Raw genomic sequence first — 19209 nt, forward strand, 5'->3', positions numbered from 1 at the left:
AGCACGCCGTCACGGCGTGCGCAAGGCCACGACATTCGTGACGCGCAGCGCGCCCGCGCGTTTGAGTTGCGTGGCGATCTCGCCGAGCGTGGTGCCGGTGGTCATCACATCGTCCACGACGCCGACATGGCGCCCGGCGATGCGGGCCGGCTCGGCGACGACAAACGCACCGTGCAGGTTGGCGAGCCGCTCGGCGCGGTCCAGCGTGGCCTGAGCGGGATTGTCGCGCACGCGCTGCAAGGCGGTGGGCAGGGCGGCGATCTGCAACTGCCCCTCCAGCCGCCGCGCGATCTCCCACGCCTGGTTGTAGCCGCGCAAGCGCAGGCGTGCGGGGGCGAGCGGCACCGGTACCAGGACGTCCGGCAGCCTACCCGGCGCGGCGCGCAACGCCTCCCCGAGCCGACCTGCCAGCCAGCCGGCGAGCGGCAACTGGCCGCGGAACTTCAATCCGGTGACGAGATGGTCGAGCGGCCAGCCGTAATCCGCAAGGGTGACGGTCGCATCAAAGTCGGGCGCGCCGGCGAGGCAGGCGTGGCAATGGCGGGCAAGATGCCGCGTTTCCAGCGCAATGGCGCACTGTATGCAGCGGCGCCTGCCGAGCAGCGGGGCAAGGTCGTCCATGCAGCCGGCGCAGACGAGCTCGCGCTGGACCGCACCGCACACAGCGCACGCGCACGGCAGCAACTCCCGCAAACCGGCGCGAAACCATGCAGATAACGCGTGTTTGAGCATCAAAAAACCGCTATCTAAGCCGTTTGGCGGCCATGGCGCCATCGGACGGCGCCTCAAACTGCGCGCCGGTATACTTGGCAACCGCAGTTTCCCGCTGGTTCTTTGATGTCCGATCCCATCCTCGCCCGTCCTGCCGCCCTGCGGCGCGCCTTCGACCGCCGCGCCGCGCGTTTCGCCGACGTGGATTTCCTGCTGCGCGAGGTCGGCAGCCGCATGCACGATCGGCTGTCCTATATCAAGGCCACGCCGTCGCGCGCGCTCGACCTCGGATGCGGCCTCGGGCAAGGGCTGGCGGTGCTGCGTGCGCAGTATCCGGATGCGCAGATCTGCGGCGTGGACTGGTCTGCCGCCATGCTGGCGCGGGCGCAGACGCTTGACCCGCAGCGCACCGATGCCGGCTGGCTCGGTCGCCTGCTGAAGAAGCGCCCCGTATTCGATTTCGCCCAGGCCGATTTTCGGGCGCTGCCGTTTGCCGCTGCGTCGTTCGACCTGCTCTGGTCGAACTTGGCGCTGCACTGGGATCCGGCGCCGCACGCGATCTTTCCGGAGTGGCACCGCGTGACGTCGGAGGGCGGGCTGCTCATGTTCAGCCTGTTCGGGCCCGATACGCTGCGCGAGCTGCGCAGTGCGCTGGCGGGCATCGACGCGGGCGTCCACACGCTGCGCTTTGTCGACATGCACGACATTGGCGACATGCTCGTGCACAGCCGCTGGTCCACGCCCGTGATGGACATGGAGCAGCTCACCATCACGTACGAAACCCCGCAGGCGCTGCTGGCCGATGTGCATCTGCTGGGCGGCATGGCGGGGCTGGCCGATGAAGCGGGCCGCAGCCTCGCCGGTGCGGGCCTGCATACGCCGCGGTGGCGCCAGCGGCTATTTGACGCGCTCGACGCCCAGCGCAATCCGGACGGGCTCATTCCGCTGACCTTCGAAGTCGTTTACGGCCACGCCTGGAAGCTCGCGCCGAGCCCCCGGCAGGCGCTGGACGAGCAAGGCAGGGCCATGATTCCAATCGACCAGATCGGTCGCAAACCGCGCGCCTGAAACGCTTCCGCGGCCAACAACGGTATTGACGGGGTCTTGTCAAGCCGGGACTTGCATAAAGGCGCTTTGCCTTGTTTGGGGTCAATTGCAAACATATAATGCGCCAGTTTGTCGCAGCAGTCCCCCAAAGGCCTATCCCGTTTTTTGCCACGGGCGAACCGTACGGGTATGCATCCGAGGCAGGAGTGGTTCAATGCACGACATTGGAATCGCGCTCCAGCCAGCGTGCGGCGCCTCCAACATCCCGGAATCGCCGCGGAAGAACTGGCTCATGAAGCGAAACTGCTCGCTTTCACCTCGCCAGGTCGGCTGGTTCTACCTCTCGATTGTCATCCTCTCGTTCGCGATCGCTTCGTTCTTTGCGTGGCAAGGCGCCTGGTTGGTGTTGCCTTTCTCGGGACTGGAGGTCGCGATTCTCGGATGGGCATTGCTGTACTATGCCCGCCACGCCTCCGATTACGAGCACGTCTGGCTGGACGACGATGCGCTGGTGATCGAGCAGGTTTTTGCGAACCGACGGATTCGCCACGTCTTCAACGCACGCTGGGTGCGGGTGGAGCTGGAGGATCCGCTGCGAGAGCAGGTCGCGCTGTGTTCGAGCGGGCGCGTCGTGCGGGTGGGGAGGTTTCTTGATCCTGCCGGCCGGCGACGTTTCGCAGACGAGCTTTCCCGGTGTTTGGAGCTTGGGCCGCCACCCCACGTTCCGTGAGCCTCGCGCCGGGGCAGAGTGGAATCTGTAAATTGTGGGACAACGAAAAATGAAAATGTTGAATAAGACATTGGCAAGTTTGCTGGCGGCAGGCTCACTCCTCGCCCTCAGTCAAACGGCCCTGGCAGTGGAAGACATGCCGGGCGGCCCCGCAGTGCGGCAGCTCAATCTCGCGCCCCCGGTCACCAAGATCGCTGCCGAGATCCATTGGCTGCACTGGATGATGCTGATCATCTGTATCGTGATCTTCATCGGTGTGTTCGGGGTGATGTTCTACTCCATTTTCAAGCACCGTAAGTCGGTCGGCCACAAGCCTGCGACGTTCCACGAAAGCACCACGGTTGAAATCATCTGGACCATCGTGCCGTTCCTGATCGTGATCGGGATGGCGCTGCCGGCCACCAAGGCCGTGGTCGCCATGAAGGACACCACCAATTCCGACCTCACCATCAAGGCCACCGGCTACCAGTGGAAGTGGGGTTACGACTACCTGAAGGGCGAAGGCGAGGGCATCTCGTTCCTCTCCACGCTCACCACCCCGCGCGACCAGATCAACAACCAGGCGCCCAAGAGCAACACGTACCTGGTCGAGGTCGACAACGAACTCGTCGTGCCGGTCAATCGCAAGGTGCGCATCGTGACCACGGCCAACGACGTGATCCACTCGTGGATGGTGCCGGCATTTGCCGTCAAGCAGGATGCGATTCCGGGGTTCGTGCGCGACACGTGGTTCAGGGCGGAGAAGGTCGGCGTGTACCGCGGCCAATGCGCGGAGCTGTGCGGCAAGGAACACGCCTTCATGCCGATCGTCGTGCGTGTGCTTTCGCAGGATGACTACACCAAGTGGGTCGACGGCAAGAAGAAGGAAATGGCCGCCAAGGCCGATGACCCGAACAAGACCTACACGCTGGACGAGCTGAAGTCGCGCGGCGAGAAGGTCTACGCCGCCAACTGCGCGGTGTGCCACCAGCCGAACGGCAAGGGCGGCGGCCCGTTCCCGGCGCTGGACGGCTCGAAGATTGCGAACGGCCCGCTGGCTGAGCACCTGAACATCGTGCTGCACGGCAAGGCTGCGATGCCGCCCTGGGCGTCGGCGCTCAACGATGTGGAGATCGCCGCCGTCGTCACCTACGAGCGCAACAACTGGGGTAACCACACGGGTGATCTGCTGCAGCCTTCGCAGGTGAAGGATGCGCGCGGCGGCAAGATGCCGGAAGGCGGCGGCGCCAAGACCGCTGCAACAGAATCCGCCGGCAAGGTGGCGTCCCAACAGGCGACTGCGGCGCAAGACCGCAGCGCCGGCTGATTGATCGTCTGCGTGACGAACCGAACCCAAGGAGTTCTTCGATGAGCACCGCTGTTACGCACCCGCAAGATCACGCGCACGGTCATGGAGACGACCACGCGCACGACCATCCGCACGGCTGGCGCCGCTGGCTGCTTGCGACCAACCACAAGGACATCGGTACGCTGTACCTGCTGTTCTCGTTCATGATGCTGCTCTCGGGCGGCACGCTGGCGCTGCTGATCCGCCTGGAGCTGTTCCAGCCGGGCCTGCAGTTCTTCCATCCGGAGCTGTTCAACCAGTTCACCACGCTGCATGGCCTGATCATGGTGTTCGGCGCGATCATGCCGGCCTTCGTGGGCTTTGCGAACTGGATGATTCCGCTGCAGGTCGGGGCCTCCGACATGGCCTTCGCGCGCATGAACAACTTCAGCTTCTGGCTGCTGCCGCCTGCGGCGATCCTGCTGGTGGGCTCGTTCTTCGTGCCGGGCGGTGCCACCGCCGCGGGGTGGACGCTGTATGCGCCGCTGTCGGTGCAGATGGGCCCGGGCATGGACATGGCCATCTTTGCTGTCCACATCATGGGTGCCTCGTCGATCATGGGCGCGATCAACATCATCGTGACCATCCTGAACATGCGCGCACCCGGCATGACGCTGATGAAGATGCCGATGTTCTGCTGGACATGGCTGATCACGGCGTACCTGCTGATCGCCGTGATGCCGGTGCTGGCAGGCGCGATCACCATGGTGCTGACCGATCGCCACTTCGGCACGAGCTTCTTCTCGGCAGCCGGCGGCGGCGACCCGGTGATGTACCAGCACATCTTCTGGTTCTTCGGGCACCCCGAGGTGTACATCATGATCTTGCCGGCGTTCGGCATCATCAGCCAGATCGTGCCGGCCTTCGCGCGCAAGCCGCTGTTCGGCTACAGCTCGATGGTGTACGCCACGGCGTCGATCGCCATCCTGTCGTTCATCGTGTGGGCGCACCACATGTTCACGACGGGCATGCCTGTGACGGGCCAGCTGTTCTTCATGTACGCGACGATGCTGATCGCGGTGCCGACCGGCGTGAAGATCTTCAACTGGGTGGCCACGATGTGGCGCGGCTCGATGACGTTCGAGACGCCGATGCTGTTTGCGATCGGTTTCATCTTCGTGTTCACCGTGGGCGGCTTCACGGGCCTGATCCTGGCCGTGGCCCCGATCGATATCCAGCTGCAGGACACCTACTACGTGGTGGCGCACTTCCACTACGTGCTGGTGGCCGGTTCGCTGTTCGCGCTGTTCGCGGGCTTCTACTACTGGGGTCCGAAATGGTCGGGCTACATGTACAGCGAGACGCGCGGCAAGATCCACTTCTGGGGTTCGATGATCACCTTCAACCTCACGTTCTTCCCGATGCACTTCCTGGGCCTGGCCGGCATGCCGCGCCGCTATGCGGATTACCCGCAGCAGTTCGCCGACTTCAACGCGATCGCGTCGATCGGTGCGCTGGGCTTCGGCCTGATGCAGGTGTATTTCTTCTTCTTCGTGGTGCTGCCGTCGTACCGCGGTGGCGAGAAGGCTGCCGACAAGCCGTGGGATGGCGCGGAAGGCCTGGAGTGGACCGTGCCTTCGCCGGCGCCGTTCCACACCTTTGAAGAACCGCCGCTGGTCAAGTAATGCAGGTGTCGCGGGGCTGGCCGGTGCCGGCCTCGCGATCCTCCGGACAACGATGTCGAATCCAGAAAAAAGCCCAACGCCCGAGCAGCGTGCCAGCAACCGGCGTCTCGCGTTCATCCTTGCCACGATTGCGTTGGTTTTCTTTCTGGGTGTGATTTTCAAGCGCGTCGTGTTCGGCGCATAGCCGGCCGCGGCAACACCGATCGCTGAGCGAGACCGCACATGAGCCAAACGCCGGCCAAGCCGGAGCCCTCCGAAGACACCAGCGCTGCTGACCGCGGCCTGAACCGGGCCATGCTCGGCAAGCTGGCCGTCGTGGTGGTGATGATGTTCGGGTTCGGCTATGCGCTCGTGCCGCTGTACAAGAAGATCTGCGAGGTCACGAACATCAACGTGCTGACCACGCGCGATTACGACGGCGGGGCGCTGCGCAACACGCAGGTCGACCAGACGCGCACGATCACGGTGGAGTTCGATTCGAACAGCCAGGGGCCGTTCCGCTTCCGCCCGGTCCAGAACAGCATGGAAGTCCACCCGGGCGAGATCAGCCAGATCGTCTACGAGGTAGTAAACAAGGAGGGGCGCACGGTCGAGGCTCAGGCCATCCCGAGCTATGCGCCCAAGCAGGCCACCGAGTTCTTCAAGAAGATCGAGTGTTTCTGCTTCAAGCAGCAGACGTTGGCCGCCAACGAATCGCGCGAGATGCCGGTGGTGTTTGTCATTGATCCGGATCTTCCGAAGGACGTGAAGACGATCACCTTGTCCTACACTTTCTTTGAAATCGGCAAGCCGGTGGCGCAGGCGCCCACCGTGCCCGGTAGGGGAACGTGAGGACATGGACGAACTGAAAGAAGCGACCCGACGGCGCGCATCCTTCGCGCAGACGATGAAGGCGGTGTTCTGGTCCTTCTTCGGTGTGCGCAAAGGCCAGGATCACGACCGCGACATGGCGCAGCTGAACCCTGTGCACGTGATCATCGCGGGCGTTCTGGCGGCGGTGCTGTTCATCGTCGTGCTGTTGATGATCGTGCGCGCCGTGGTCGGTTGAGCGGTGGGTTGAGGAGACGGCCTGCGCAGTCGGTGGTGAGGCGGTGAGGCCGGGCAACATCGAGTGGATTCTTAAAAAAACAGAGCTGGAGAAAAAGAGATGAGTGCGAATCGAGCGAATGCTCCGTACTACTTCGTGCCCGGGCCGTCGCGGCATCCGATTTCGGCGAGCGTCGGCCTGCTGATCGTGCTGCTGAGCTCCGCAGCGTGGGTGAACGCCCAGCCGTGGGCGCCGTGGACGTTCCTGATCGGCCTGCTGTGGTTCCTGTTCGTGCTGCGCGCCTGGTTTGCCGACGCCATCTCGGAGTCGGAAGGCGGCCGGTATGGCGACCGCGTAGACGCCTCGTTCCGCTGGTCGATGAGCTGGTTCATCTTCTCGGAAGTGATGTTCTTCGCGGCGTTCTTCGGTGCGCTGTTCTATGCCCGCACCATCTCCATGCCGTGGCTGGGCGACCTGAACAACAAGCTGCTGTGGCCCGACTTCAACGCGATCTGGCCGAACGCCGGCCCCGCCGGCACGGTGGCACCGTTCACGACGATGGGCCCGTGGCCGATCCCGACGATCAACACCGCGCTCCTGCTGACCTCCGGCGTGACGCTCACCTGGGCCCACCACGCGCTGCGTGAAGGCAAGCGCGCGCAGGTGATCCAGGGTCTGCTGCTGACGATCATCCTGGGCTTCACGTTCATGGGCTTCCAGGCGTACGAGTACATTCACGCCTATCACGAACTCAACCTGAAGCTGACCTCGGGGATCTATGGCTCGACGTTCTTCCTGCTTACCGGCTTCCACGGTTTCCACGTGACGATGGGCGCGATCATGCTGGCGGTGGTGCTGGGCCGCGTGATCAAGGGCCATTTCACGCCGGAGCACCACTTCGCGTTCGAGGGCGCCGCGTGGTACTGGCACTTTGTGGACGTGGTGTGGCTTGGCCTGTACGTGGTCGTGTACTGGCTATAAACCGAGCGTAGGATTGGGGCGGCCTCGCGCTGCCCGATGATCCTGCCAAGACAATGCCGCAGACGGGACACCGCTGCGGCGTTTTCGTTTTTCTACCGGCCGATTGCGCCGCTACTGGCCCATGGGAATGCCGGTGCTGTGGATCCAGCCCAGCCGGTTGGCCACCAGGATGAAGATGAACAGCGCAATCGAAAAGCCGACGCGGAACATCAACGAGCGGACGGTGCGGCTGCTGTGGCCCTTGTCGCGCATCAGGAAGAACAGTGCGGAGGCAAGGCTGCTGAGAATCAGCAGGAACGCGATGGCAACGACGATGCGCATGGAGGCGGATAGGTTGGAAGCGGGCGTGGTGGATTATCTCACCGAGGACGCGCAATGACCGTGCGCGTGCCGCTGCGCGACTGGTTTGCGCCCGTGCCGATGATCGCCGGTGTGGCGCTGATCGCCCTCACGTGCGCGCTCGGCCGCTGGCAGCTGCAGCGTGCGCACGAGCGCATCGAGCGGCAGGCGCGCATCGTCGCCTTGCAGAATGCGCCGGCGCAGCGCATTACTGCGCAGCCGGTGGCGGCCGATGCGGTGCTGTATCGGCCGGTGCTGCTGCGCGGCACGTTCGATGTGGCGCACACGGTGTTGCTCGAAAACCGGCCGCATGTGACCAACGGCGTGTCGCGCCCGGGCTTCGAGGTGCTGATTCCGCTGGTGCTGGAGGGCGCCGGCCGGCGCGCCGTGCTCGTCAATCGCGGCTGGCTGCCGCGCGATCCGGTCGACCGCACACGCATTGCGCCATACACCACCCCCGCCGGGGAAGTGCAGGTCGAAGGGATGGCCGTGCCGCATGCCAGCCGTGTCTTCAGCCTGGGCGGAAAGGACGCCGCGGATGAAGCCGGCCAGCGACTTAGGCAGAATATCGACCTCGACGCGTTCGCGCGCGAAATCGGCATGCCGCTGCAACCGTTCGTGGTACAGCAGGAATCCGACGCGCAGGACGGCCTGGCGCGCGATTGGCCGCGCGCCGACCTGGGCGCCGACCGCAATTACGGCTACGCATTCCAGTGGTTTGCAATGGCCGCTGGGGTGCTGGGGCTGATGGTCTTCTACGGCGTGCGACGCTATCGTCGCTTGGCGGGCGCTTCAGAGCCCGCGTGAATACGAACTCGCGTTGCGGCTTAGTGCCGCAGCCACATGGATTGGGAATCACATGGTGAATCAGGAAACCGCGCCGGGCACGCTCGAAGCCCCCGCCGACCCGCGCATCGACGCACGCACACGCCGGGGCCGCTTGATGATGCTGTTCCTGCTGCTGGTGTGTGCGTCCCCGGTGATTGCGTCGTACCTCGCCTATTACGTCTTTACGCCCGCCGGCGGCAAGGCGGCGTATGGCACGCTGGTCGACCCGCAGCGCCCGATCCCGGCCAACCTCATGGTGCAGGACGAGCACGGCGCCGAAGTGCCGCTCGCGAGCCTCAAGGGCAAGTGGCTGATGGTGTCGGTGGACGGCAGCGCCTGCGACGACAACTGCGCGCGCAAGCTCTTCACCATGCGCCAGCTGCGCATCGGCCAAGGGCCGGACCGCGACCGCATCGTTCCCGTCTGGCTCGTCACCGACCGCGGCGACATCGACCCGCGCCTCGTCCAGGCCTACAACGACGACTACGCCGCCGTGCGCTTCCTGCGGGCGCCCCAGTTGCCCGGGAACTGGCTGACCGATGGCAAGACATTGCCCGCCGATCATCTCTTCTTGGTGGACCCGCTTGGCAACCTGATGATGCAGTTCCCGAAGGATCCCGACCCGAAAAAGGTCCGCGGGGACCTCACGCGTCTGCTCAAGTATTCGCGCATCGGATAAGCCATGCTGTTGCAACTCGCTTCCATCGGCATCCTGATCGCGCTGATCCCGCTGTGCTACGTGCTGGTCAAGGGTGACCGCAACAAGTATCGCAAGCTGGTGTGGATCACGGCGTTCCTGACGCTGGACCTGATCATGTTCGGCAGCTTCACGCGGCTGACCGATTCGGGCCTCGGCTGCCCGGACTGGCCCGGCTGCTACGGCACGTCCAACCCGTTCCACGCGCGCGACGACATCCATGCTGCGCAGCTTGCGATGCCCAGCGGCCCCGTCACGTGGATGAAGGCGTGGATCGAGATGACGCACCGCTACTTTGCGATGGCGGTGGGCGTGCTGATCATCACGCTGGTCGTGGTGGCATGGGTCAAGCGCCGGGAGTTGAAGCAATCTCCGTGGTATGCGACGGCCGTGCTCGCGCTGGTGTGCGTGCAGGGCGCATTCGGCGCGTGGACCGTCACGCTGAAGCTGCAGCCGGCGATTGTGGTGACGCACCTGCTGCTGGGCATGTCGCTGCTCGCGTTGCTCATCTGGCTCGGCTGCAAGAACGATGCGCCGCGCCAGGTGGACGAGCGTGCCGCTTCACTGCGCGCGGCGGCCGTCGCCGGCCTCGTGCTGCTGATCGTGCAGATCGCGCTGGGCGGCTGGGTCAGTACGAACTATGCGGTGCTCGCCTGTACCGACTTCCCGCTGTGCAACGGCCAGTGGGTCCCGCCGATGGATTTTGCGCACGGCTTCACATTCTGGCGCCAGCTCGGCCGTACCGCCGGCGGTGAGTTCATTTCCCACGATGCGCTTGTCGCCATCCACTGGACGCACCGCGTGTTTGCCGTGGTCGTGCTGAGCTACCTGGTGTGGTTAGGGCTTCGTGCGCGGCGTATCGACGGCATGGGCCGCGTGGCGACCGTGCTGCTCATCGTACTGGCGGTGCAGCTTGGCACCGGCCTATCGAACATCGTGCTTGGGTGGCCGTTGCTGGCTGCCGTGGCGCACAACGGTGGAGCAGCGATGCTGCTGCTGCTGATGGTGCGCCTGCATTACCTGATCGGGCTCGCGCGGGCGCGCGTGCCAATGCCTGCGGCAGTGGCCGCCGTGTGACCGTTTCCCATGAATACCGTGGCTTCTCCCTCGACTTCCACTCAACTCCCCGGCTGGCGACATACCGCGGCGCAGTACGCAGCCCTGACCAAGCCGCGCGTCACGCAGCTCGCCGTGTTCTGCGCCGTCATCGGCATGTTCCTGGCCACGCCGGGCATGGTGCCGTGGCCGGTGCTCATTGGCGGCGCGGTCGGCATCTGGCTGTTTGCCGGTGCCGCCTTCGCGATCAACTGCCTGGTCGAGCGCAAGATCGACGCGATGATGCGCCGTACGGCCTGGCGCCCGTCGGCCAGCGGCGAGCTGGGCACGCGGCAGATCCTGGTGTTCTCGGTGGTGCTGGGCGGTGCAGGTATGTGGACGCTGCACGTGTTCGCCAACGACCTGACGATGTGGCTGACCTTCGCCACCTTCATCGGCTACGCGATCATCTATACGTTGCTGCTCAAGCCGGCCACGCCGCAGAACATCGTGATCGGGGGCCTGTCCGGTGCGATGCCGCCGGCGCTGGGCTGGGCCGCGGTCGCCAACAGCGTGCCGGCCGAGGCGTGGATCCTGGTGCTGATCATCTTCACCTGGACGCCGCCGCACTTCTGGGCGCTGGCGTTGTACCGCCGCGCCGACTACGCCAAGTCCGGCCTGCCGATGCTACCGATCACCCACGGCGAGAAATACACGCTGCTGCACATCCTGCTGTACACGCTGATCATGATCGCCGCGACCATCCTCCCGTTCGTGTATGGCATGAGCGGCTACATCTACCTCGGGACGGCGCTGCTGCTCGGCTTCGGCTTTCTCGCCTATGCGTGGCGCATGTACCGCAATTACTCCGATGCGCTGGCGCAGAAGACCTTCCGCTATTCGATCGTGTATCTCTCCATCCTGTTTGCCGCGCTGCTGGTGGACCACTACTTCAAGTTCGGCCCCACCCTGACGCCGGGCGCGACGCTGTGACGCATGCCCACATCGGCAAGTGAGTGCCGCAGGCGTTACGCTAGGCGGCCTCCTTTCAACCTGACGACCATGCTTTCGTTCCGACCATTCCGTGCCACGCTGTTTGCCGTGCTTGCAACGGCCGTGCTGGCCCTGGCCGCGTGCACCGACAAGCCGGCCTTCAAGAATCTGGACATCACCGGCTCCAAGAGCTTCGGCACCGATTTCTCGCTCACCGACCACACCGGCAAGCGCCGCACGCTGCAGGACTTCCGGGGCAAGGTCGTCGTGATGTTCTTCGGCTACACGCACTGCCCCGACGTGTGCCCGACCACGCTGGCCGAACTGCGCGCCGTGATGGATACCCTCGGCAAGGAGGCCGACCGCGTGCAGGTGCTGTTCGTGACCGTCGACCCCGAGCGCGACACGCAGGACCTGCTGGCCAAGTACGTGCCGGCGTTCGACCCGCGTTTCATCGGTCTGCGCCCCGCCAACGAGGCCGAGCTGCAGAAGGTCGCGAAAGACTTCAAGGTGTACTACAGCAAGGTGCCCGGCAGCTCGCCGGACAACTACACGATGGACCACACCGCGGGCAGCTACATGTTCGATCCGAAGGGCAACCTGCGGTTGTTCATCAAGCACGGCCAGGGCCCCGAGCCGATCGCGCACGACATCAAGCTGCTGCTCGACTGATCCGCACAGCCGCCGCAGGTGCCCAAAGAAAAAGCCCGCCAAGTCTGGCGGGCTTTCTTATGGCTGGAAGCGGCAATTACGCAAAGGCCTGCAGGGCGCCCTTCATCTTTTTCATCGCTGCGGCTTCGATCTGGCGGATGCGCTCGGCCGAAACGCCGAACTCGTCTGCCAACTCGTGCAGCGTGGCGCCGCCCGATCCATCGTCGTTCACGTTCAGCCAGCGCGCTTCGATGATGCGGCGGCTGCGGTCGTCGAGCTTGGCCAGCGCCGTCTCGATGCCTTCGCTTTGCAGGCGGTCGTGGCTGCGCGCTTCGATCACGCGGGTCGGCTCGTTGTGCGTGTCGGCGAGGTAGGCGATCGGAGCGAACGACTCTTCGCCGTCATCCATCTGGCCTTCCAGCGCGATGTCGCCGCCCGAGAGGCGCGTTTCCATCTCGCGTACCTCGGCGCCCTTGACGTTCAGCTCGGCGGCCACGGCGTCGATCTCGTCGGACGTGAACGTCGCCTGCGCGTCCTGCTTGTGGCTGCGCAGATTGAAGAACAGCTTGCGCTGCGCTTTGGTGGTGGCCACCTTGACCATGCGCCAGTTCTTCAGGATGTACTCGTGCATCTCGGCCTTGATCCAGTGCATTGCGTACGAAACGAGACGCACGCCCTGGTCAGGATCGAAGCGCTTGACGGCCTTCATCAGGCCGATGTTGCCTTCCTGAATCAGGTCGGCATGCGGCAGGCCGTAGCCCAGGTACTGACGGGCGATCGACACCACCAGGCGCAGGTGCGAGAGCACCAGGCGGCGGGCGGAATCGAGATTGCCGGTGGCGCGATAGTCGCGCGCGAGCTGTTGTTCTTCTTCGGCAGACAGCATCGGCACCCGGTTGACGCTCTGGATGTAGGCGTCGATGTTGCCCAGGTTGCCGGGGAACGCCAGCGCCCACGCGTTGGCCGACGGCTGCGTGGCGATGGCGGAAGCGGTGTTCACGGGAATGATTGCGTTCACTCAGGACTCCTGTCGAAATCCAGTGGAGGTTTGGAGAGGCATGTTAGCACTCCAACCGGATGAGTGCTAATAGGACTTTTTTGAGCGGTTGATAGTTCCCGTAAATTAGAAGATTTGCTCCGATAGTGTGATGTTTGCGCCGCAGCAAATTGGGCGGCGCACCCTGTCATAGACCGGCAATCGGGCCATCGGTTCGCGGCTAGGCTGCCGTGTCACGGCCACGTGACTTGGCCCAGTACAGGCCTTGGTCCGCCTCACGCAACGCGGCGTCCGGGTCGCTTATTTCGGGCCCCGGGCAGGCCACGCCGATGCTCGCGGTGACGTGCACCACCATGTCGCCGGGGAGGTGAATCGGGGGGCGGATCGCGTTGATGGCCTTCTGTGCCGTGTGCAACGCATCCTCGGGCGCGTCGATGGGGTCGAGAAGGATGATGAATTCGTCACCTGCGAGTCGGGCCACCGTGTCCGTGCGGCGCACGGCACGCTGCAGCCGCTGGGCGACCTCCACGAGGACCGCATCGCCGGCGGCGTGGCCGTAGGTGTCATTGATGCGCTTGAAGTGGTCGACGTCGAGATACAGCACGCCCAGCGATGCGGGCACGCGGTGGCGGCGTTTCAGCGCCGCCCGCAGGCGTTCGTACAGTTCGTAGCGGTTGGGCAGGCCGGTGAGGGCATCGAAGCGCGCCATGCGCGAGAGCTCCATCTCGCTGCGCTTGGCTTCGGTCACGTCCTGGACGAACGCGTAGATGCCGTAGCGCCCGTCGGCGGTCTCGGCCGCGTCTGGCACAAGCTGCCCGCGGAAGTGTCGCGTGGGGCTGCGCGTCCCGCTCGCGTGCGCCTTTTCGTACCACGGCGCGGTGATCTCGAACTCGACCGGCTCGCCGCGCACCGCGCGCTGCAGATAGGGCGCCAGCAGGGCATACGTGCCCGGTGTGAAAACCTGCTCGGCCGGCTGGCCGCAGACCTCCTCCGGCGTGCGCTGCAGCCAGCGCGCGTGTGTGACGTTGCAGAACGTGAAGATTCCATGCGGATCGATGTACGAGACGAGCAGCGGCGCGTTGTCGAGCACCAGCTTGAGCGCGCGTTCGCTGCGCGCCAGGGCCTGCTCGGCCGTGGTGCGTGCGGTCAGATCCTGCAGGATCGAGAAGTAGCCGCGCAGCATGCCGCGGTCGTCGTAATCGGGGGAGTAGTGGCCGCTCAGGTAGCGCGGCACGCCGGTGCGCATGGACGTGATCTCGAACTGCACCGGATAACCGGCCAGCACCTCGGCCATGTACGGCAGCAGCGCGCGGTAGTCCTCTGGCGTGTAGATATCGCTGACGTGGCGTTCAAGCAGTGCCTCTTCGGTGCAGTCGAACGCTTCGAGCATCGTACGGCTGGCAAAGCGCAGGATGCCGTCGGGATCGACGTAGCTCAGCTGCGCCGGCACGTTGTCGGCCACCAGGCGCAGTTGTTCGCGGCTTGCGCGCAGCGCGTCGCGGCGGCGCTCGAGGTCTTCGTTGGCCGTGCGCAGCGCGCGCTCCGAAGCGGCGAGCCTGTTGGCAAATGGCCGCACCGTCAGACGGATCACCAGCACGCTGCCCAGCATCACGCACACCATGAGCGCTGCCAGCCGCTCGAATTGCGCGCGCATGGGTGCGTAGAGTTCCGCGCTCGCGATCTTGCTGATCAATGCCAGGCCGGTATGACCGATGGGCGTATAGCTGAACGAGGTCGGCATGCCGTGGATGTCCTGCCATTGGCCGTAGCCCGCCTGGCCTGCCAGTGCCAGGCGCGACGGCAGCGGCCGACGGTCCACCGTCAGGGCCGGCAGCTCGAAGACGTACGCATCAAAGCGCTGCGGAAAAGACATCGCCCGGCCACGCGCATCCAGCCCTGACATAGCGAAGGTTTCCGTCGTGCCGGCATCGCGCACGCCGGCGTAGCGGGCCGTCATTTTGGCCAGCGGCTGCTCGGCGACCAGCCAGCCGATGTGCGCGCCATCGGCCATGACGGGCGTTTCGGTGCGCATCGCAAAACCGTGTACCCATTGCAGCGAAACGCGCTCCGGGGCCAGCCCCACGTGCAGCGGTATCGACAGTTCCGGACCGCGCACCGGCGCACCGAGGCTGACTACGCCGTCGCCGCCGAGGGTGCGCAACTGGAGGTATGAATAGCCTTGGTCGCGATACGCCTGCAACGCGGTGGCGCCGCGCAGGCGCGCCGCGGTGTCGGCTGGATGGCGCAGTGCCTCCTGGACATGCGTCGCCGCCGCGATGAGGCGCGGACTTTCGGCGCGCAAGGTGAGCACCTGATCCAGTTCCTGTGCATAGCTGCCGAGCGCCCGTGCCCGCGTCATGCCAAACATCACGCTGGCGCTGTCGACCTGGATGATGAACGCCGTGATCGTGGCGCCAAGCCCCGCCAGCATCACGCAGGTGCCGCTGATCCACACGATGGTGTCTTCCGGCGACAGTCGCATGCGCAGCAGCCCCGGATTCCGCGCCAGCGCCACGCACAGCACGCCCGTCACCACCACGAGCGTACAGACCGCGGCCACGTCCGATGCGCGCCAGCGCAGCCATGCGGGGTAAAGGTACTCCAGCGCCATCGCACGGCCCAGCAGGTCGACCGCGCAAAGCAGCATCGCCACGCCGATGAGGCCCCACAGCCATCGCGTGCGACGGGCCCGCCGCAGTGTGGGGACGAGGTTCAGTGCCATGGCCGATGCCGCCAGCGCCAGCGCGTGGCTCGGATGCATGCCGCCGATCCAGCCAGTCACCCATTGCCGATCGAGCCATGCATGCAGCCCCGGAAAATCGAGCGAGACGGGCCAGCCCGTGACCACCTCCGCCAGGCGCAACCCGCACAGCACCACAACGGCACCGCTCAAGAGTCGCGCTGCCGGGTCTGCCCATCGCGCGCCCGGCTGCACCGTGCCAGCGACGAGCGCGCCCAGCCCCGTACCGAGCAGCGTCAGATACAGTCCCGTGGCAAACACCATCAGCAGTTGGTCGGTGCCCAGCTTCACCGCCCACGGCCAATGCTGCAGCCAGCCCGCCATCAGGGTCAGGCCGACAAGAACGAGGAGAACGCCGATGCCGCCGGCAATGGCGACAAGCGGCCGGCGAGAAACCATGGAGGTGACGCGTGAGCGGAGCTGTGGCAGGACGGATGTCTTCTAACCGGAAGAACGGCGAAAAACGGCGCCGCTTGAGGGGGGCGCGCCCATCAAGCCCCCTGCCCGGCCATGCCTGCCTCCGGATGTGCTTTGACAGCAACGCCATGCGGTGCCCAGCGCACGTGCCATCGCCGCTCCACAAGTTGGCTACACTGCCCGGACATCGCAAAAACCGTTACAGGAGCCGCCATGCCCATCGTTGTCAGCAAGGACACCGAAGGCCTCTTCCGCCACAAGATCACCTTCCCTGAAGGCACGATCTACACCGACGTGCCCAGGCCGGCCGGCGAGGGCAGCGCGCCCGACCCGCATGCCTACTTCGACGCTGCGCTGGCCAGCTGCAAGGCGCTGACCGTTACGCTCTACGCCCGCCAGCGCAAGTACCCGCTGGACGCCATCGACGTGGCAGTCGAGCATGACGGCAGCCAGGAGCGCCAGGGCCGCTACACGCTGCGCACCGTGCTCACCCTGCATGGCGAGCTGACCGACGAACAGCGCGCCGACCTGCTGCGCGTGGCCGGCAAATGCCCCGTGCACAAGCTGATGACGGAAGTCGAGATCAGCATCGACACCGAACTCGCCCAACGCGGCTGAGGAGAGCGTTCCCATGACAAGCATCCAGCACATCATCGGCCCGCACGTGCGCGACCTGGGCGGCTTCTCGGTCAAGCGCGTGCTGCCTTCCGCGGCCAGGCAGACGGTCGGGCCGTTCATCTTCTTCGACCACATGGGCCCAGTGGACTTCGCCCCCGGCGAGGGCATCGACGTGCGCCCGCATCCGCACATCGGCCTGGCCACCGTCACCTACCTGTTTGACGGCAGCATGGTCCACCGCGACAGCCTCGGCAGCGTGCAGACCATCGTCCCCGGCGACGTGAACTGGATGACGGCCGGCAGCGGCATCACGCATTCCGAACGCACCCCGCCCGGGGTGCGCCAGCGCGGCGCCCGCCTGCATGGAATCCAGACCTGGGTGGCGTTGCCGAAGGACCAGGAGAAAGTCGCGCCAAGCTTTGCACACCACGCCGCCAGCACGTTGCCCAAGCTCGATTGCCCGGGCGTGCAGGGCGTGGTGATTGCCGGCGATGCGTTCGGGCTGACGTCGCCGGTGAAGGTGAATTCGCGCACGCTCTACGTGGCGCTGGAACTCGCGGCCGGCGCGTCGCTGGTGATCCCGCCCGAGCATGCGGACCGCGGCCTGTATCTCGTCGAAGGCGCGGTCACGATCGACGGCGAGGCGCTCGACCCGCACCACCTCGCCGTGCTGGAGCCGGGCGGCGACGTGATGCTCACCGCGCAGGTGTCATCGCGCGTGATGCTGCTGGGCGGCGACCCGACCGACGGCCACCGCCACATCTACTGGAACTTCGTGGCCAGCGACAAGGCCGACATCGAAGACGCCAAGCAGCGCTGGGAGAGCGACGCCTTCGCCCACGTGCCCGGTGAGACGGAGCGCATCCCGCTGCCGTCCAGGTAAGCGGCAAGACAGAGCGATCGATCAGGCAGTCGGCGCGGGGCATGCACACCGTACGATCGCGCGGACCTGCTTGGCGATCGGCTCCGGCACCGGCGCCTTGCCGTCGAGCACGGCTGCAATCCACTGCGCCGTCGCTGCCACATCGGTGCCGGCGGGCAACGCGGGCGGAGCATCGCTCGAACCTTCCACCGCTTCGATGACCGTTTCGTGCGTGCCGTCGTGCAGCCACTCCACCGCGCTGCCGCGCCGCGCGTCGGCCACGGCTTCGCCTTCGGTGCCGCGTGCGAGCAGCACATTGGCCGGATGGCGCAGGAAGTAATCGGTGAGCGTGTCGCGGTACTCCGGGTGCGTGTAGCTGACGAGCCGCAGGGCCTCGTGCGGCGCATGTCCGCCGATGGGCTGCAGCATCTTCACCACCGTGTGCGCAGAGTTGCGCAGGCCGACGATCTCGCGCTTGTCCAGTAGCGCCGACAGCTCGGGCGAGAGCACGTCGATCGGCACATACGCGAGGCGATCGTTCTCGAGGCGCTCGCGCGCTTCGTCCATGTGTTCGCAGATGGGCCAGCCGAGCGCGTCGAACAACGTGGCCGTGGTGATGCGGCCGTCGAAGCGGCGGATGCCGTGCACCAGCACCGGCACACCTTCGCGCGCCAGCAGCCTGGCCAGCAGCGGCACAAGGTTCGGCTGGCGGCGGGCGCCGTTGTAGCTGGGGATGATGACCGGCAACGCATGCTGCGGCGTGTGCGGTGCCGGCAGCGGCCGGCAATGCGCATGCGTGGCCTCCAGCATGCCGTCGAGTTCTTCCGGGGTTTCGCCCTTGATGCGGTAGGCCATCAGGATGGCGCCGAGCTGCACGTCGGAGATGCGGCCTTCCAGCATGGCGGTGAAGAGCGCACGGGCGTCGTGCTTGACCAGGGCGCGGGCGCCGTCTGCGCCGCGGCCGATTTCCTTGATGAACCGGGCGGCGGGGAAGGGGCCGTTGGCGAAGGCGTCTTCAGTGGCGGTGTCGGGAAGGATGGGGGGAGCGGGCATCAGGAAGCTGGGCGGGGTGTTTGTGTGGGTTTGATCATAGCGCTGGGGTTTGCGCTGGCGCTAGCGTGGGGCGGGGAGTGTTCTTTGTTGGTGGGGCATCCCTCGTTTCATCCCCTGCCGGGGCTGAGTCACTTTCTTTGTCTTGCCAAAGAAAGTAACCAAAGAAAGGCGCGCCCGAGATGGCGACCCCCTCCTTGGATTTTTGTAACCGTGCGGAGACGGGAAAAACTCGCTTCGCTCAGACAGTTTCCCGTCTTTTTTCCGCCCGCTTACAAAAATCCAAGGCGCCATCTAGGGCAGGAACGTCAAAGGCCACACCGTCGGTGTGCTGGCCTGGGCTGCACTGGTTTGCTGCTGTTGTTGCTCGCTTTGCTTCGCGTTGTGCTGTGGATTGCTACGGCACTGGTAATCGATGGTTTGGCCGTTCCCTGCCCTATGCGGCGCCTTGAATTTGTGTTGCAAGGAGGAAAAAGGAAGGGAAACTGTCTGAGCGCAGCGAGTTTTTCCCTTCCCCTCCTTGCGACACAAATT

At 65.4% G+C, this 19209-nt stretch carries 20 protein-coding genes; 15 read left to right on the forward strand and 5 right to left on the reverse strand.

The genetic code is table 11. From position 1 onward, the window contains the following. Nucleotides 1-9 precede the first annotated feature (9 nt). Nucleotides 10-732 carry a ComF family protein gene (locus tag TK49_RS04825; protein ID WP_045787750.1) on the reverse strand — a complete coding sequence of 241 codons (723 nt, stop codon included), beginning with the start codon at nt 730-732 and terminating at the stop codon, nt 10-12. Between the two features lie 105 nt (nt 733-837). Here TK49_RS04825 and TK49_RS04830 point away from each other — a divergent pair, with 105 nt between their 5' ends. From TK49_RS04830 to TK49_RS04860, 8 genes are all read left to right on the forward strand, one after another. Beyond that, nucleotides 838-1779: a methyltransferase domain-containing protein gene (locus TK49_RS04830; protein WP_045785690.1), complete on the forward strand. Its 942-nt coding sequence runs from the start codon at nt 838-840 to the stop codon at nt 1777-1779. A gap of 193 nt (nt 1780-1972) precedes the next feature. Beyond that, the gene (locus tag TK49_RS04835; RefSeq protein ID WP_045785691.1) at nt 1973-2488 is read left to right on the forward strand and encodes a DUF2244 domain-containing protein; all 516 of its coding nucleotides are present in this window, start codon (nt 1973-1975) and stop codon (nt 2486-2488) included. Between the two features lie 49 nt (nt 2489-2537). After that, nucleotides 2538-3794 (forward strand): cytochrome c oxidase subunit II, encoded by a 1257-nt coding sequence (gene coxB / locus TK49_RS04840; protein WP_045785692.1) that lies wholly within the window; start codon nt 2538-2540, stop codon nt 3792-3794. 41 nt (nt 3795-3835) lie between these two features. Then, the gene (gene ctaD, locus TK49_RS04845) at nt 3836-5440 is read left to right on the forward strand and encodes a cytochrome c oxidase subunit I (RefSeq protein ID WP_045785693.1); all 1605 of its coding nucleotides are present in this window, start codon (nt 3836-3838) and stop codon (nt 5438-5440) included. A 52-nt stretch (nt 5441-5492) separates the two neighbouring features. Next, the gene (locus tag TK49_RS24920) at nt 5493-5624 is read left to right on the forward strand and encodes a cytochrome oxidase small assembly protein (RefSeq protein ID WP_211888735.1); all 132 of its coding nucleotides are present in this window, start codon (nt 5493-5495) and stop codon (nt 5622-5624) included. Between the two features lie 38 nt (nt 5625-5662). Beyond that, nucleotides 5663-6271, forward strand: a complete 609-nt coding sequence (locus tag TK49_RS04850) for a cytochrome c oxidase assembly protein (RefSeq protein ID WP_045785694.1) — start codon at nt 5663-5665, stop codon at nt 6269-6271. A 4-nt stretch (nt 6272-6275) separates the two neighbouring features. Continuing rightward, nucleotides 6276-6488, forward strand: coding sequence for a DUF2970 domain-containing protein (locus TK49_RS04855; protein ID WP_045785695.1), 213 nt, complete (start codon nt 6276-6278; stop codon nt 6486-6488). Between the two features lie 99 nt (nt 6489-6587). Next, on the forward strand, nt 6588-7448 hold the full coding sequence (locus tag TK49_RS04860; RefSeq protein ID WP_045785696.1) for a cytochrome c oxidase subunit 3: 861 nt from the start codon (nt 6588-6590) through the stop codon (nt 7446-7448). Nucleotides 7449-7559: 111 nt separating this feature from the next. On the opposite strand, the gene TK49_RS04865 is transcribed toward TK49_RS04860, so the two are convergent. Continuing rightward, on the reverse strand, nt 7560-7769 hold the full coding sequence (locus tag TK49_RS04865; RefSeq protein ID WP_045785697.1) for a twin transmembrane helix small protein: 210 nt from the start codon (nt 7767-7769) through the stop codon (nt 7560-7562). 54 nt (nt 7770-7823) lie between these two features. Here TK49_RS04865 and TK49_RS04870 point away from each other — a divergent pair, with 54 nt between their 5' ends. The 5 genes from TK49_RS04870 (at nt 7824) to TK49_RS04890 (ending at nt 12012) form a co-directional block, all read left to right on the forward strand. Further along, complete coding sequence (locus TK49_RS04870; protein WP_045785698.1) at nt 7824-8594, forward strand: SURF1 family protein; 771 nt, start codon at nt 7824-7826, stop codon at nt 8592-8594. A 52-nt stretch (nt 8595-8646) separates the two neighbouring features. Further along, the gene (locus TK49_RS04875; protein WP_045785699.1) at nt 8647-9294 is read left to right on the forward strand and encodes an SCO family protein; all 648 of its coding nucleotides are present in this window, start codon (nt 8647-8649) and stop codon (nt 9292-9294) included. 3 nt (nt 9295-9297) lie between these two features. Then, nucleotides 9298-10389, forward strand: a complete 1092-nt coding sequence (locus TK49_RS04880) for a COX15/CtaA family protein (protein WP_045785700.1) — start codon at nt 9298-9300, stop codon at nt 10387-10389. 9 nt (nt 10390-10398) lie between these two features. Beyond that, the gene (gene cyoE / locus TK49_RS04885; RefSeq protein WP_045785701.1) at nt 10399-11340 is read left to right on the forward strand and encodes a heme o synthase; all 942 of its coding nucleotides are present in this window, start codon (nt 10399-10401) and stop codon (nt 11338-11340) included. 69 nt (nt 11341-11409) lie between these two features. Further along, on the forward strand, nt 11410-12012 hold the full coding sequence (locus TK49_RS04890) for an SCO family protein (RefSeq protein ID WP_045785702.1): 603 nt from the start codon (nt 11410-11412) through the stop codon (nt 12010-12012). 76 nt (nt 12013-12088) lie between these two features. On the opposite strand, the gene rpoH is transcribed toward TK49_RS04890, so the two are convergent. Together rpoH and TK49_RS04900 are read right to left on the reverse strand one after the other, a co-directional pair. Next, nucleotides 12089-13009: an RNA polymerase sigma factor RpoH gene (gene rpoH / locus TK49_RS04895; protein ID WP_045785703.1), complete on the reverse strand. Its 921-nt coding sequence runs from the start codon at nt 13007-13009 to the stop codon at nt 12089-12091. A 199-nt stretch (nt 13010-13208) separates the two neighbouring features. Then, nucleotides 13209-16127, reverse strand: coding sequence for a sensor domain-containing diguanylate cyclase (locus TK49_RS04900; protein WP_045785704.1), 2919 nt, complete (start codon nt 16125-16127; stop codon nt 13209-13211). A 231-nt stretch (nt 16128-16358) separates the two neighbouring features. Here TK49_RS04900 and TK49_RS04905 point away from each other — a divergent pair, with 231 nt between their 5' ends. Further along, nucleotides 16359-16763: an OsmC family protein gene (locus TK49_RS04905; protein WP_045785705.1), complete on the forward strand. Its 405-nt coding sequence runs from the start codon at nt 16359-16361 to the stop codon at nt 16761-16763. Between the two features lie 13 nt (nt 16764-16776). Beyond that, a complete protein-coding gene (locus tag TK49_RS04910; protein ID WP_045785706.1) occupies nt 16777-17646 on the forward strand; it encodes a pirin family protein in 870 nt (289 codons plus the stop codon). Nucleotides 17647-17667: 21 nt separating this feature from the next. Here TK49_RS04910 and ybiB read toward each other — a convergent pair whose 3' ends face one another. Then, complete coding sequence (gene ybiB, locus TK49_RS04915) at nt 17668-18678, reverse strand: DNA-binding protein YbiB (protein ID WP_045785707.1); 1011 nt, start codon at nt 18676-18678, stop codon at nt 17668-17670. Between the last annotated feature and the right edge of the window lie 531 nt (nt 18679-19209).

Source organism: Ralstonia mannitolilytica (genome assembly GCF_000954135.1).
Lineage (GTDB): Bacteria > Pseudomonadota > Gammaproteobacteria > Burkholderiales > Burkholderiaceae > Ralstonia > Ralstonia mannitolilytica.

What these genes read in the sequence shown, in the direction of transcription:
- ctaD (WP_045785693.1), top strand. Translation starts at nt 3,836, where the DNA reads ATGAGCACCGCTGTTACGCACCCGCAAGATCACGCGCACGGTCATGGA.
- TK49_RS04890 (WP_045785702.1), top strand. Translation starts at nt 11,410, where the DNA reads ATGCTTTCGTTCCGACCATTCCGTGCCACGCTGTTTGCCGTGCTTGCA.
- TK49_RS04835 (WP_045785691.1), top strand. Translation starts at nt 1,973, where the DNA reads ATGCACGACATTGGAATCGCGCTCCAGCCAGCGTGCGGCGCCTCCAAC.
- TK49_RS04830 (WP_045785690.1), top strand. Translation starts at nt 838, where the DNA reads ATGTCCGATCCCATCCTCGCCCGTCCTGCCGCCCTGCGGCGCGCCTTC.
- coxB (WP_045785692.1), top strand. Translation starts at nt 2,538, where the DNA reads ATGAAAATGTTGAATAAGACATTGGCAAGTTTGCTGGCGGCAGGCTCA.
- TK49_RS04875 (WP_045785699.1), top strand. Translation starts at nt 8,647, where the DNA reads ATGGTGAATCAGGAAACCGCGCCGGGCACGCTCGAAGCCCCCGCCGAC.
- TK49_RS04880 (WP_045785700.1), top strand. Translation starts at nt 9,298, where the DNA reads ATGCTGTTGCAACTCGCTTCCATCGGCATCCTGATCGCGCTGATCCCG.
- TK49_RS04910 (WP_045785706.1), top strand. Translation starts at nt 16,777, where the DNA reads ATGACAAGCATCCAGCACATCATCGGCCCGCACGTGCGCGACCTGGGC.
- TK49_RS24920 (WP_211888735.1), top strand. Translation starts at nt 5,493, where the DNA reads ATGTCGAATCCAGAAAAAAGCCCAACGCCCGAGCAGCGTGCCAGCAAC.
- TK49_RS04900 (WP_045785704.1), bottom strand. Translation starts at nt 16,127, where the DNA reads ATGGTTTCTCGCCGGCCGCTTGTCGCCATTGCCGGCGGCATCGGCGTT.
- cyoE (WP_045785701.1), top strand. Translation starts at nt 10,399, where the DNA reads ATGAATACCGTGGCTTCTCCCTCGACTTCCACTCAACTCCCCGGCTGG.
- TK49_RS04850 (WP_045785694.1), top strand. Translation starts at nt 5,663, where the DNA reads ATGAGCCAAACGCCGGCCAAGCCGGAGCCCTCCGAAGACACCAGCGCT.
- TK49_RS04905 (WP_045785705.1), top strand. Translation starts at nt 16,359, where the DNA reads ATGCCCATCGTTGTCAGCAAGGACACCGAAGGCCTCTTCCGCCACAAG.
- TK49_RS04825 (WP_045787750.1), bottom strand. Translation starts at nt 732, where the DNA reads ATGCTCAAACACGCGTTATCTGCATGGTTTCGCGCCGGTTTGCGGGAG.
- TK49_RS04860 (WP_045785696.1), top strand. Translation starts at nt 6,588, where the DNA reads ATGAGTGCGAATCGAGCGAATGCTCCGTACTACTTCGTGCCCGGGCCG.
- ybiB (WP_045785707.1), bottom strand. Translation starts at nt 18,678, where the DNA reads ATGCCCGCTCCCCCCATCCTTCCCGACACCGCCACTGAAGACGCCTTC.
- TK49_RS04855 (WP_045785695.1), top strand. Translation starts at nt 6,276, where the DNA reads ATGGACGAACTGAAAGAAGCGACCCGACGGCGCGCATCCTTCGCGCAG.
- TK49_RS04870 (WP_045785698.1), top strand. Translation starts at nt 7,824, where the DNA reads ATGACCGTGCGCGTGCCGCTGCGCGACTGGTTTGCGCCCGTGCCGATG.
- TK49_RS04865 (WP_045785697.1), bottom strand. Translation starts at nt 7,769, where the DNA reads ATGCGCATCGTCGTTGCCATCGCGTTCCTGCTGATTCTCAGCAGCCTT.